The 12686-nt window shown below is 67.0% G+C and carries 11 protein-coding genes and 2 pseudogenes; 5 read left to right on the top strand and 8 right to left on the bottom strand.

Translation table 11 applies throughout. The features are described 5' to 3' along the window. Window positions 1–269 precede the first annotated feature (269 nt). Window positions 270–896, top strand: coding sequence for a MobC family plasmid mobilization relaxosome protein (gene mobC, locus OOK07_RS24055; RefSeq protein WP_266798391.1), 627 nt, complete (start codon window positions 270–272; stop codon window positions 894–896). Further along, window positions 893–2623 (top strand): relaxase/mobilization nuclease domain-containing protein, encoded by a 1731-nt coding sequence (locus OOK07_RS24060; protein ID WP_266798393.1) that lies wholly within the window; start codon window positions 893–895, stop codon window positions 2621–2623. The genes mobC and OOK07_RS24060 overlap by 4 nt, the downstream gene beginning before the upstream one ends. Window positions 2624–2648: 25 nt before the next feature. Here the strand turns inward: OOK07_RS24060 and OOK07_RS24065 are convergent, their stop codons facing one another. Together OOK07_RS24065 and OOK07_RS24070 are read right to left on the bottom strand one after the other, a co-directional pair. Next, window positions 2649–3227 (bottom strand): HAD domain-containing protein, encoded by a 579-nt coding sequence (locus tag OOK07_RS24065; RefSeq protein WP_266798394.1) that lies wholly within the window; start codon window positions 3225–3227, stop codon window positions 2649–2651. A 31-nt stretch (window positions 3228–3258) separates the two neighbouring features. Continuing rightward, window positions 3259–3753 (bottom strand): annotated as a pseudogene (locus tag OOK07_RS24070) (class I SAM-dependent methyltransferase); the annotation flags it as partial. Window positions 3754–3842: 89 nt separating this feature from the next. Between OOK07_RS24070 and OOK07_RS24075 the strand changes: the two are divergent. Then, window positions 3843–4484: a hypothetical protein gene (locus OOK07_RS24075; RefSeq protein WP_266795180.1), complete on the top strand. Its 642-nt coding sequence runs from the start codon at window positions 3843–3845 to the stop codon at window positions 4482–4484. 28 nt (window positions 4485–4512) lie between these two features. Here OOK07_RS24075 and OOK07_RS24080 read toward each other — a convergent pair whose 3' ends face one another. The 4 genes and pseudogenes from OOK07_RS24080 to OOK07_RS24095 all read right to left on the bottom strand — a co-directional run bounded on the left by OOK07_RS24080 (window position 4513) and on the right by OOK07_RS24095 (window position 7660). Then, window positions 4513–5634: an IS630 family transposase gene (locus OOK07_RS24080; RefSeq protein WP_323182926.1), complete on the bottom strand. Its 1122-nt coding sequence runs from the start codon at window positions 5632–5634 to the stop codon at window positions 4513–4515. Window positions 5635–5718: 84 nt separating this feature from the next. After that, window positions 5719–5922: pseudogene (locus OOK07_RS24085) on the bottom strand (SAM-dependent methyltransferase); the annotation flags it as partial. Continuing rightward, window positions 5923–6834: a phosphotransferase family protein gene (locus OOK07_RS24090; protein WP_266798395.1), complete on the bottom strand. Its 912-nt coding sequence runs from the start codon at window positions 6832–6834 to the stop codon at window positions 5923–5925. 76 nt (window positions 6835–6910) lie between these two features. Further along, on the bottom strand, window positions 6911–7660 hold the full coding sequence (locus OOK07_RS24095; protein ID WP_266798397.1) for a hypothetical protein: 750 nt from the start codon (window positions 7658–7660) through the stop codon (window positions 6911–6913). Between the two features lie 225 nt (window positions 7661–7885). Here OOK07_RS24095 and OOK07_RS24100 point away from each other — a divergent pair, with 225 nt between their 5' ends. Both OOK07_RS24100 and OOK07_RS24105 read left to right on the top strand, forming a co-directional pair. After that, window positions 7886–9241: an NsdA family TPR-like regulatory protein gene (locus OOK07_RS24100; RefSeq protein ID WP_266802014.1), complete on the top strand. Its 1356-nt coding sequence runs from the start codon at window positions 7886–7888 to the stop codon at window positions 9239–9241. Window positions 9242–9276: 35 nt separating this feature from the next. Continuing rightward, on the top strand, window positions 9277–9777 hold the full coding sequence (locus OOK07_RS24105; protein WP_266798399.1) for an NUDIX domain-containing protein: 501 nt from the start codon (window positions 9277–9279) through the stop codon (window positions 9775–9777). Between the two features lie 237 nt (window positions 9778–10014). Here OOK07_RS24105 and OOK07_RS43490 read toward each other — a convergent pair whose 3' ends face one another. After that, entirely contained in the window at window positions 10015–11226 is a 1212-nt protein-coding gene (locus tag OOK07_RS43490) for a DNA adenine methylase (RefSeq protein WP_353963543.1), read from the bottom strand. A gap of 46 nt (window positions 11227–11272) precedes the next feature. Beyond that, entirely contained in the window at window positions 11273–12685 is a 1413-nt protein-coding gene (locus OOK07_RS24110; RefSeq protein ID WP_266798400.1) for a hypothetical protein, read from the bottom strand. Between the last annotated feature and the right edge of the window lies 1 nt (window position 12686).

Raw genomic sequence — 12686 nt, forward strand, 5'->3', positions numbered from 1 at the left:
GTCCACACCTGTGGATAAGGCGGTGTCTGCCTGAACTGTGTCTGACCTTGCTGTTGGCACGCACACCTTCCCTGCCCCTCTCTGGAGAACCCCCGATGAGGCACGATCCTCTCCACCCCGAGAACGCTTCCGACGAGCCGCTACTGCTGACGAAGTCCCCTACGCTGATGGATCGTTGGCGCCGCGCGTTCGGACGACCTGCCCCTGGCGGAGCCAGTAGTACCCCGAGTCCGACTGAAGGCCGGTCTTGGGGGAGCTCCGCCCCGGGGGTGGCGGAGGAGGCCGAGCGCCAGGGGGCGCCGGACCGGGAGGTCGGGGCCGAGTGCGGCCCCGACCCGGACACGCTTCACGTCGTACAGCGCGAGATTCTCCGCCCTGTACGTGAAGATGTTGCCGCCGCCGCCGCCGCCGCCGCCGCCGCCGCCGCCGCCGCCGCCGCCGCCGCCGCCGCCGCCGCTGCCGCTGGCGAGCCAGCCGTGAAGAGCGTGCAGCCCACGATCCGCCGCTTCACCGGCGAAAAGCGCGACGCACGCGTCGGCCCTCTACGGTTCCTCGACGAGGAGCGTGCCCGCCTCCAGGGCGTCGCCGCCGAGCATGGCTACAAGGGCGACTCCGGCTTCGCCGCCGACGTCGTCCTCGCCTTCATCACTGGACGGTTCACTGCGAATCTGCCGCTGTCCGAGGACCGCCGCCGCACCCACCACTTCCGCTCACAGGTGCTGCGTCAGCTAAACCGCATCGGCGTCAACGTCAACCAGATTGCCCGCGCTCTCAATAGCGACTACACGCCAACCGACATCCGCCAGCGCCTGACCGAGCTCCAACAGCTCCTGGAGCTGATCGCAGAGGCCCTGCGCCAGCCTGCCGAGCCGGAAGAAGAGGAGGTGTCCGCATGATCGCTGCCATCAAACCGGCCGGATCTAACACCCGTGGCCTGCTCGCCTACCTCTATGGCCCCGGCCGCCAGGACGAGCACCTCGACCCGCACATCGTGGCGGGCTTCGCGATGCTCGGCATGCCCGACCCCGGCCGCGGCGAGAACGCCACCCTCACTGAACTCGCCGGCTACCTCGACGAGCCCGTACGGCTGCGCAACAGCGAGTTCGGACGCGAGGTCACCGACCACGTGTGGCACTGCCCCGTGCGCGCCGCACCCGAAGACCACTACCTCTCCGACGCCGAATGGGGCGAGATAGCCCAGCGCATCGTCGAGGCCGCCGACATCGCTCCGGCTGGTGACGACCTGGGCTGCCGCTGGATTGCCGTACGCCATGCCGACGACCACATCCACATCCTGGCCACCACCGTTCGCGAAGACGGCCGCCGTCCCAAGCTCCACGACAGCGGCCTGCGCGTCGGTGATGCCTGCCGCGAGATCGAAAAGGACTACGGGCTCAGGCAGTTGAAGAAGGGTGACCGCACCGGAACCCGCCGCCCCAGCCAAGCTGAGATGCACAAGGCAGAGCGCCTCGGTTGGGAGCAGACCAGCCCGCAGTGGCTCGAAGATCGCATCCGAGCAGCCATCCCCCACGCTCGCACGGCCGAAGAACTCCTCGCCTACCTCGAAGCCGACGGCGTCGCGATCAAGCCCAGGCGCGGGCCCTCTGGAGATCTCCTCGGCTACGCCGCCGGACGCCCCGGCGACCTCAACGAGATGGGGCAACAGATCTTCCATCCGGGCAAGAGGATCGCTCCGGACCTCACCCTGCCCAAACTGCGGGCCCGTCTGGAAGCCGTCGTACCCGAAGAACACCCCACCGCCCGCCGCAACAAGCCCGCCACCCCCTGGCAGCAGGCCACCGACGCCCTCGACATGCTCCACGCCCAACTCACCGACACCACCGGCGCCGACAGCGGCGACGAACGCTCCCAGGCCCACATCGCGGCCCTCGGTGAACTCATTGAAGCCACCGCCCAGCAGGCGCCGGTCCTCTTGCGCGCCGAACTCGACGCCGCAGCAAGGGAGTTCGCCCGCGCTCAGCGCTCCCAGATCCGGGCCGAAGACCGTGCCGCCGACGCAGTACGCATCGCCGCCCGCGACATCGTCCACACTGCTACAGGCCCGGACGGCAGCGCCCTCGCCGCTTTGGTCGCTGCCCTCGTCTGGTCCGTGGTCCTCTCCCGGCGCTGGCACGAGGCCAAGCAGCATGCCCACCAGGCCGATGCCGCGCGTCAGGCCCTTCACCACCTACAGGCCGCCGCCGACCACGCCATGAGCCCCATGCTCGCCGAACTGGGGCATCGCCACCCCAAGGAACAGCTCCGTCTCACCCTGGCCAGCGACGTGCGCGCCGCTGTCCCCGACCACGCCGCCCGCATCCTCGCCGACCCCAGCTGGCCCGCCCTGGCCACCGTCCTCACCGACGCCGAAGCGCGCGGTCATCAACCCCACCAGCTCCTCAAAGAGGCGGCTGCACAACGCGAACTGGACACCGCTCGCCAGCCCGCCCGCGTACTGATCAGCCGTATCCAGCACACCGGCCGAAATCCGGTACTCAACCGCCGGGCTGAAGCCGCTCGTCGACGCTCCACCGTCGCAGGTTCGGTTTCCACCCAGCAGAGCCGTAACGCCCAGTTCGCAGTGGTGGCGACGGTGCCTGCCGACCAGCACCGCCGCCGGTAGGTGAGAGACGCTTCCTTTGCCCGCCCTAGGCGGCTTCCGCTTCGGATGAGGTGTCGGAGGCAGCAGCCGGCGCGATGGGCACCAGCGCGGCCCACCCCAGAACCTCGACCAGGTGCTCGGCCAGGAGGCCGACATGGGGGTCGGGCTGAATCAGTGCGGTTGCCCGGCCGTGGGCGGTGCGTTCGGCGGCCCATTCGTGGTCGACGTTGGTGAAGTCGTCGTCGATCCAGATGGCGGGTGCGTCGCCGAGCCAGGCGTCGACGTGGTCGCGTTTCCAGAGGCAGCCGTGGGGGTGGCTGGTGGTGATCTGGGGACGCGGTAGGTCGATGTAGGGGAGGGGCGGCAGGCCGAGGAGCGGGCCGATGAGCGTGGTGGCGTCCTGGCGCCAGCTGGTGCACCAGACGGGGATGACCAGGCCAGTTCGGATCACGTGCATGAGCAGGGGGCCATGCGCGGGGTTGAGCCAGACGGTGACCGGGTCGTCGGCGTTGCGGCTGGTGGGAACGACATCGTGGCGGCGGTGGGTGGCCGGGGTGGTCACATCGGCGTTCGGGAAGGGTATGAGGACGCCGTCGACGTCGAGGAGCAGGTAGGGCGGGCGCATCGGTTTCTCCCAGGGGTGCCGGGGCTGAGGGTCAGAGCTTGCGTGCGGTGATCAGCAGGGTGGTGGGCCAGCAGGCGCCGTGGCGGGCGTCGTGGAACTCCTGGGCCGAGGTGAGCCAGAGGCCGGAGTGGTCGAGATGTTTCTCCCAGCGGTCGGCATCGAAGTCCCAGCGGGCGATGGGTAGTCGGGTGAGGTCGGGGAGGGTGACGTAGTCACGGCGTGGACGGTCGTCGGTAGTGGGGCGCAAACCGCCGCGCTGGGGGTGGGGGACGGAGAAGGCGAGGGTCCGCCCGGGTTTGAGGTGCTGGGCGATGGCGGGCAGTAGGAGCTCGGGGGCTACCAGTCCGATGGCTCCGAAGACGGAATAGATGGCGTCGAAGTGCTCGGCGGAGGCTTGCAGGTAGTGCAGGGCGTGGCCGGCGACGACGGCCAGGTTGTTCAGTCGGCCGTAGTGGGAGCGGGCTCGGCGGACCTGGAGGCCGACAAGGTCGACGGCGGTGACCTGGGCGCCGTACCGAGTGGCTAGTGCTCTGACCGCATACCTTCGCCGGGTTGAGCGGGTGTGTGGCCATTGATGCCGGCTACCTGGCCGTGGCATCCGCCTATGCTCGGCTCGTGCAGCCGCTTTCCGACAGCAGCAATCCGTTGGTCACGGCGTTCCCAGCCGAGCTTGCAAGCGATGCCGAGGCAGTCCTGGCGGTGATGCCTGATTCTCGGTTCCCGCCGCATGCCTCGTTCTCGGTCGCTGTAGAGGGCCAGCAGGTTTTGATCCCCGGCCGCCTCTACAACGGCGAGCCGCCAACTGACGCGGTGGCGTCGCTTTCGTCGCGCCAACGGCAGCTTCTGCACTGTCTGTACTCAAGGCACTGCGACGGGGTGGTCAGACAGCGTCATCTGGAGAAGGTCGTTGGTTCCACGGACCCATGGGTCGTCCCCTTCGTCGTGCAGCTGGTTGGCGAGTACGTCTTGGAAATCCTGGTGGTCATCTGCGATGAGCTCCGTGGCCTCGCCACGCCCGGCACCTGCGGCCACCTCGCTTACGGGCAGTTCATCGTGGACAACCCGGCCTTCTTCGCACGCACGCAACGGCGGGTCGTGAGCTACTGGAACTGCTACTACCGGGGCACCTACGCGAGCTTCCGGGGCTACCCAGGGTGCACTCTTCTTGACCTCCTACGGTCCGCTGCCTCCGACAGAGCAGGGCGTCCCTGGCCCAACCTCGCTCCAGTCGGCGCCAGCGTGGACGGCTACTGCTAGGACTCGGCCGGGAAAGATATCCGGCCGGTCAAGCGGCATCGGCGAGGGGACGTCCGCCCCAACGGATGCCCTTCTCGCTGCGGATGCGAGCGCGCTCGCGGCGCTGGGCTGCCAGCACGTCGGGGTGACGGGCATTCGCGTTGCGCCAGCGCAGATAGGCGTGCAGGGCCCGGGTCTGCACGGTGTGGTTGCGGTGGTTGGAGTTCGCGACGGTGAACTGCCGCAACGGTCCGAAGTGCGCCTCGATCGGGTTGGCCCAGGACGCGTATGTCGGCGTGAAGCACAGCTCGACGCGGTTCTTCTTCGCCCAGCGGCGGATCGTCTCGCCCTTGTGGGCGGACAGGTTGTCCAGGATGACGTAGATCGGGGCGCCGTCCGGGCGGGCGGCCCGGATCGACCTGAGCGCGGCCAGGGTGTTCGCGGCCCCCTTCTTCCGGCGGTTGACGCCCCAGAGCGTGTCGTCGCCGACCGAATAGCAGCCGTGGAAGTACCTGACGCCGTGGGTGCGGTGGTAGGTCGCCGGGTGCCGCTCGGGATGACTGGCGGGAGCCCAGCACGCACCGCCGGTGGGGCGGATTCCGAGCGGGCCGAACTCGTCGAACGCGAAGACCCGGTCCGGGAAGCGGTCCAGGACCTCCTCGATCCGGTCCAGCTTTGCCTCGCGGTCGGGGTCCGGGGACTCCTTCCACGTCTTGGTGCGCTGGAAGGTGATGCCGCGGCGGGCGAGCAGACGGCGTAATGCCTCGCGACCGATGCGGATGACCCGCCCATGGACTTTCCGCAGGTAGGCGGCGAGTTTGCGGATGGACCAGCGGGTGAAGGGCTGGCCGAGCTTGGTCGGGCGGGTGGTGGCCGTCTGGACGACGAAGTCCTCGTCGTCAGGACTGAGCAGGCGGGGACGGCCTCCCGCCCACCGAGGGTCCAGACAGGCCAGGCCGATCTCGTTGAACCGGTGGATCACATCCCGGACTGTGTCCTCGTCGGCCTGCACCAGCTGGGCGATCACCGGGACCCGGTTCCCGCCAGCCGACGCCAGTAGCATCATCGCGCGTCGGAAGCGCACCGAACTGGTGCTGCCCCGGCGCACGATCTGCTGCAGCTTCTGCCCCTCCTGGTCGGTCAACCTGCGCACGCGGACAGGCTCAGCCACCGCACCCCCAGCACTCGGATCGGACGTCACCGCACATCCAACCGCCCCGACCACCAACCCGGCGAACCAATGTGGTCAGAGCACTAGGTGGGCGGCGTTGTGGCCGGGGCCGCAACCGAGTTCCAGCAGCCGCTTGTGGCGTAGGTCCGGGCCGAGGATCTCGGCTCCGGGGCCGCTGCCGGGTCGGGTGGTCCATTCCATACACGCAGGCACGGACAGCGGCTCGGCGGGAGCAGCCGTGGTGCGTTGGAGGGCGTGGACGTACCAGGGGGAAGCCTGGGCGAGCACCTAGACCTCCAGGAGGTGCAGTACGTCGGTGAGGTGGCGGCGTACGGTCTTGATGTAGGCGGGGTCGGTGGCCGGGTCGTTGATCCAGCGGATGGACTGCTCCATGAACCACTCGACGGCCCACATGCGGTGCCAGCCCAGCGCCCACTTCTCGGCGGAGAGACCGCCTCGTTCGGCGAGGGCGTCTGGGGTGCCGCCCTCGGTGACGTAGGTGTTCAGGAAGACGCGCAGGCGGACGGGGTCGGGGGTGTCGAGGGTGCCGTGCCAGCTCGCGAGGTCGAGGAGGCCGGGGCCGGTGAAGGCGCGGGCGAAGTCGAGCAGGCGCCAGCCGTGTCGGCCGATGTGGAGGCTGGTGGGGTGGAACTCGGAGTGCACCCAGCCGAACGGGGCCACGGCCGTACCGGCTGAGCGTTCCTCGGCAGCCTGGGCGATCCGGTCGAGCACGTCCTCAACGTCGTCCGCGTCCTGCCACCGTTCCGCCTTGCGGAGCTGGGCGAGGTGGTCCAGGGCCCGGCTCGGCAGGGTGCGCAGCCGCTCCTGGTCGAGGACGGGCAGGGCGGCAGCGGTACGGGTGCGGTGCAGGACCACGGCTGCGGCTGCGCCGTCGAGGTCGTCGGCTTCGCGGACGGGGGCGCCGAGGTCTTCCAGCAGCATCCCGAGCCAGCCGTCCAGGACGGCGGACGAGTGAACGGTGGGTACGGGGACACCAAGGGTGTGGGCCAGCCGGAGTGCCTGATCCTCGCTGTCGAACGGCTTCTTGGCGTACTTGAAGACGGCCGTGGTGCCGTCGGTGAAGGTCAGGCGTTCGACGCCGGACATGGACCACACGCGCACCTCCTCGCGAAGGGCAGTGGTCCGGTCGTTCAGGGTGAGCAGGTGGTCGAGGAGTTCAGTGCTGGGGTTCGCGGTCATGTCGGGGCTCCTGTGGGGTTGGCGGCGTCCGGGGCGGGCAGAGGTGTCGGCCCGCCCCGGAGCCAAGACGGTGGTGCTACGCGACAGGGCTCACGCGGTGGGCGTAGACCTGCTCGATCCACCCGGCCTTGAAGGCGGCGAGGTCGTCGCGGAAGGTGGCCATCGAGGCACCGTAGGGCGCCACGACCCCGCCGGACTGGTCCGGCACGGACTGGCAGCCGTGCACGAGCCGGCCGCCGAGGGCGGCGTGGGCCTTGATGGACTCGATGCGGCGGTGCTCGTTGAACCAGCCGCCGTGGTAGACCTCGTCGAGCATGCCGCCTGTCTCGTCGTCCAGGTCGAAGACGACGGAGGTGGCGGCGGGGAAGAACCAGCACGGGCCGACGTTGGAGATGTGCCCGTCCAGCTCGACCTTGTTGAGCGCCATCAGCGTGGCCGCCTCGCGCAGCATCCGCAGGTGCTCGGCGGTGATCTGCGGCAGACCGAGGCCGGCCAGGTGCTCGTCGCGGAACAGGTAGGCGTACACCTCGTAGGCGGTGGCGAGCACGCGGGCGGCGTCCGAGGTCGACTGGGCGTGGGTCTTGATGAACTCCAGCGTGAGCTGCTCGACCGCGCTCTCGGTGGTCTCCTCCACGTGCAGGAGCCGGGACTTGACCAGCTCCCAGTCGGCGACGAGCCACGTGTTCGACTCGAAGCGGAAGAAGTACTCGGCCGGGTCGATGGCGATGCGCCGGCCGTCGATGTGGATGCCGGGCAGGCGGCTCCAGCGCTCGTCGAACGCCTCGGGCAGTACGACCGTGATGGCCGTGGTGTCGATGGTGGTCACCGTGTCTCCGTCTCTGATCGGCCGGGTCTGGGCACAGGAATGCCCGAACCCGGTGTAGGCGTACGGAACTTCGGGGGCCGCCCGGCCGAAGGGGGGAGCCTGGTCACGGTGTCGGACCGGGGCCGGGCGGCTGATGATTAGTGAACCCTCCGTCACGCACAGTGGGTACGGTGAGAGCTAGTTGAAGCGGTATACGCGGTTTACAGCTCCGGAGCGGAGGCGATGGTGGCAGTGCCGAGAGGGCCCAATTCCCGCCTGCGCGACACCATCGACGCGACCGGCTGCACGTACGAGGCCCTGGCGAAGGACATCCGGCGTATCGCGGCCGAGAACGGGGAGATCCTCCAGACCAACAAGTCGGCCGTCTCCCACTGGGCCAACGGCACGCGCCAGCCGACCGGTCGGACCGGGCAGTACCTCGCCGAGGCCCTGTCACGCCGGGCAGGCCGCAGCGTCACCCAGACTGAGATCGGGCTTCGAGCACCAGACGCTGAGGGGCCGGACGAGGGGGATCCCGTCCTGGCCGCAACCGACCTGGGCCGCGCCGATGTCGAGCGCCGCCGCTTCCTCGCGGTGGCCGCCTTCACCACCGCTGGCGTCGCCATGCCGCTTGCCCACGACCACGAGGCCACTGCCCGCATGCTCCGTGCCCGCACCGGCACGTCCGTGATCGGGACAGAGGACGTGGACGTCGTCCGGCAGATCACCGCGGCCTTCAGCGCGGCCGATGAACGCCTCGGCGGTGGGCACGGACTGACCACGGTCACCGCGTACCTCGCTGACACCGCCGCCCCCATGCTCCGGGGCCGCTTCCCGAGCGAAGCCTTACGGCGGGCAGCCTTCGGTGCGGTGGCCGAACTCGCCTACCTGGCAGGCTGGAAGCACCACGACCTCGGCCAGGAAGGCGCTGCCCAGCGCTACTACCAGGTCGGCTACCAACTAGCCTGCGAAGCCGACCCGCATGGTCACGCCGCCTGGATGATGCGCGCCCTTGCCCACCAGGCACTGAGCCTCAAGCAGCCTCACCACTGCGTCGACCTCGTTGAAGGCTCCCTCACCCGCGCCCTGGGCCACGTCGACGGCCAGACCGAGGCGTTGCTGCACATCACCCACGCCCGCGCCTATGCCGCCGTCGGTGAGAAGCCCGCAGCGGCCCGCGCCCTGCTCGCCGCCGAAGACGCCCTCCTGCGCGATGACGACCTCCAGCCCAGCTACTCCAGGGTCAGCGGCCCCGCCGCCGGCACCGTTGCCAGCCACACCGCCCGCACTCTCACCGACCTCGCCGACCACATCGGCACCGAACAGCAGCACCGCGATGCCCTGGTCCGCTGGGACCCCGAGAAGTACAAGCGTGTTCACGCCCTCACCTACGCCGACCTCGGCGACAGCCTCGCTGCCCAGGCCCGCGCCGACGAAGCCATCGCCGCCTGGGCGCAGGCCCTGATCCTCATGGAAGGCATGACCTCCGACCGCACCCGCAAGGCCATCACCTCGCTCCGCTCCACCCTCTCCATCTACCAGCGCCGCAAAGTGCCCGGAGCCGCGGAACTCGCCCGCCGCGCACGCGAAGCGCTGGCCTAAGCTGACACCAACCGGCCGACGAAGGGACACAAGCCGTGGCTCAGCGGACCACTGACGACCAGCCCAAAGCCCTGCCGCCCGCCCTCGAATCCATGACCCTGCTGGTCGCCGCCGTCATCGTCCACGACCAGGCCACCAACCGCGTCGTCCTCCTCCAACGCAGCCAAAACGCCAAATTCGCCCAGGGCATGTGGGACCTCCCCGTCGGCAAGAGCGAACCCGGCGAGCCCATCACCGAAACCGCCGTACGCGAGCTCTACGAAGAGACCGGCCTGACCGTGAAGCCTGAGTCCCTCACAGTCGCCCACATCATCCACGGCGCCTGGGGCGTCGAGGCCCCCAACGGCTTCCTCACCGTCGTCTTCGCCGTTCACGAATGGACCGGCGAACCCCAGAACCGCGAACCCCGCAAGCACTCTCAGGTCCGCTGGGTCGATGCCGTCGACGTCCCCGAAGACTTTGTGGACACCACCGCCAGTGCCCTTCGGCGGTACCTGGCGGATGGGCCGCAAGTATCCCTGGATGGGTGGGCATGAAACGACCTGCTGTGGGCGGCCTACCGGAATACAGGTCGTCCTCGATCAGTAAACTCCGCACTTTGCATGCGCGGAGAGGCTCTGTACAGAGAGCTCAGACGGTGGCCCATCACGCCGTCTCGCCGTTGCGACTCAGTATTGCCTCGCCTCTCCTGGGCGATGGCCCGCTCGTCGCGGGACAACCGGTCGTCACATCGCAGGAACTGCGCAACCGTCAGTGCAGCCAGCCTTGGTAGTTCACGGCAAGCGCAGTTGATCGTCCACTGGCACAGTCGCTGGAGGGAGCGTGGTGATCAGCAATTCCTCGGCGGATCTTTTTCCGGACCGCCCAGCTGCTGAGTAACGCGTAGCGACCAACCGTTTACTAATCCGCCACCTGCGCACTCCGAGAGTCTCACGATCGATGTCTGACGGCGCCATCCTGGATTGACCGTAAAGCCATTTGCTCTGCACGAGCATGGGGTAATTGTCGTAGCTAAGTAGCCACCGGAACTGCGCTTTTGTTCGAAGGTATCCCGCCAGGTCGAGGTGGAGTGTGTCAATGCCGGGGCGAGTGGCCGGAGCCCGTCCGTCGCCCCCGTAGCCGCCACGGGGATCAAATGACGTTCGATACAGAAGCGAAGACTTTTCAATATATGGGGGGTCGAGGTAGGCAATTACACGGGAAGGTAGTAGCTGTGGATATTGCTCAGGTACGTCTTCCAACGTTTGTCGCCAGTCCTTGCACCACACATCCACTAGGCGTCCGATGCTGTACAGATGGCCGATGTACCTAATTCTCTCCTCAAGCGCGTCTGGGTTCCAGCGGCATCCGATCGGGTAGTTACTGGCTTGAGAGCGCCCGCCAATGGGCCCCGCCTTGCCGTGCAAGATCCCCGAGAAGGTGGTTCGATTAAGGAACAGGCATTGCGTCGCGACGCTTATGCGGCGATCGCGTGGACTCATCTCCGGGCGTGGCGCCCATGCGCGCCAATAATCCCATCGTTCCACGGCTGACACACCACCATTGCGAACGTACCGCTTCCACTCCTCATGCATTCGATCGATGAGCAGCTCGGTATCGTCGGCAGCTGCTTGCCAAAAGGCTGTGACGAGTGGGTCAGCGTCTGCGAGCAAGATGCGGTCTACAATTCCCTCGCCAATCGCGCGCAATGATGCTGACGCGCCGCCGGCGAACGGCTCCACAAGAAGATTTACTTCGGGAACCTCCCGAGATTGCTTCGCTGAAGTTATCAATCGCGCGATCACGGGGGACAGTGACGACTTAGCCCCTGGATAACGCAAGGGTGACTGGTAACGGCCGTGGGAGAGCGCGTGGGAGACGGGCTCAAGCTGCTGAGGCAGGGGGCGGGCCTGAGCATGGATCGCCTCGTCGGCACCGAATGGATTGGCATTCTGAGCAAGAGTGCTTGCGCTGATGGCAGTCGCCGACGAGGTCACTGAGGTCACCGTCCCATCTTGCCGGATGGCTGAGCGATCCGGAACATGATCGAACCTAGCCCTTGAAGTATGTCGGTGGTTGCACCGCTTGGAGGTCAAGTTTCAGCCCTGGGATGTTCTGCTGAGCCATCATCGTCAAGACGGAGCGCCCCACGCCGAGTGGCAGTGCGGCCGCAGAGTGGGCGAGGGCGATGGGTACGACAGCATGTTGGTACATGCGGGTCCTGAGCGAGTCCAGAATCTCGCATATCAGACGAAGCGTCGGGTATGCGTCCCATCCCTCAGCTTCCGGACTGCCGCCATCGTATGGCGATAGTCCCGCCTTAGGCGGGACTGTAATTACCAGAGGATCTCCCGTTCGAGTGCGGTAGATGAAGCGGCGTCCGTAGAACTCATCCACGCCATAGTGATTACTCTCGGGGCGCCCGGAAATCCTATTGATGTAAGCGTTAGTTAGCCGCATGACGTGGCCCAACGGAATCAGATCCTTGATCAGCTCTGCATGCTCGACGAAGGCGCCAGATTTCTCGATTCCGACGATGAGAGGCGCGATGAGGTTCCGCTTGGCACACCAGGCGCCAAGGTCGCCAAGATGTTCCTCAAATCTACGCTTGAGCGGAGCAAGGGGACCGAACATTGCCAGCGGTCCATCAGTAATGAATAGAGTGTGCCGAAGCACTTCGGGTGCGGTGTCGGCAAAGAAGTTCAAGTAACACACAGACATTAGCCGCTCGGCCGCAGTCATGACGCGCCCAAGAGGAGTGAAGTTCGATCCTTCGGCGTTATATTCCTCGTGAGTTCGCAGGACGTCCGCGAGGTATAGGCGCGTGTTACATGAACGGCACGACCCGCCCTCTTTGTTAACTGTCAGTGTGAAGCTGCTGGTCGCCTTCTGCCCGCATCCCGGGCAGACACGTAGGCTGATTTCGGTCGCAGGTTTGCCACGAGTACCGTGCAATGCCAGGAGCGCATCTGTGAGGGTCATCTCGGTGTTGGAGTCGAAACGCGAACTGCGGAGAAAGTCTTCGAGTTCCGCGCGCCAGGTTTCCGCACCGCTCATGCCCGGCCGAGTCAGCTGAGATCCGGGGAGAGCTACGTCGAAAGCGTATTCAGAGTGAGAGTTACGGACCTCACGTGGGTCGATGTGCCTCACTCGGGAAAGGTTGCGAAAGGCTTCGAGCCGTACAACCGATCCGGCAACTCTGAGATAGCCAACCTTCACGGTCGGATGGTCGCGAGTAGCCTCAACCTCGGTGTCCGACCCGTCGACCGTGATCGAGAAGTCCACCTCCTCAAGTTTGCCAGAAAGCGGCAAATCTTCGAGAGGTGAGCACAGCTCAGTGATTCCCTCTTCGCTTTCGGGGCGAGAGCTAGTGATGGTCCAGCGTTGAAGGGCAGCCCGGACCGCCTCATTCCTCACCGTATCTACGTGCCCCAGCCTGGAAGCCTTTTCTCCTTCGTAAGGCACG

It is taken from the genome of Streptomyces sp. NBC_00078, assembly GCF_026343335.1.
GTDB lineage: Bacteria > Actinomycetota > Actinomycetes > Streptomycetales > Streptomycetaceae > Streptomyces.

Coding starts and splice junctions, on each gene's coding strand:
- OOK07_RS24065 (WP_266798394.1), bottom strand. CDS start 3,227: ATGCGCCCGCCCTACCTGCTCCTCGACGTCGACGGCGTCCTCATACCC.
- OOK07_RS24060 (WP_266798393.1), top strand. CDS start 893: ATGATCGCTGCCATCAAACCGGCCGGATCTAACACCCGTGGCCTGCTC.
- OOK07_RS24090 (WP_266798395.1), bottom strand. CDS start 6,834: ATGACCGCGAACCCCAGCACTGAACTCCTCGACCACCTGCTCACCCTG.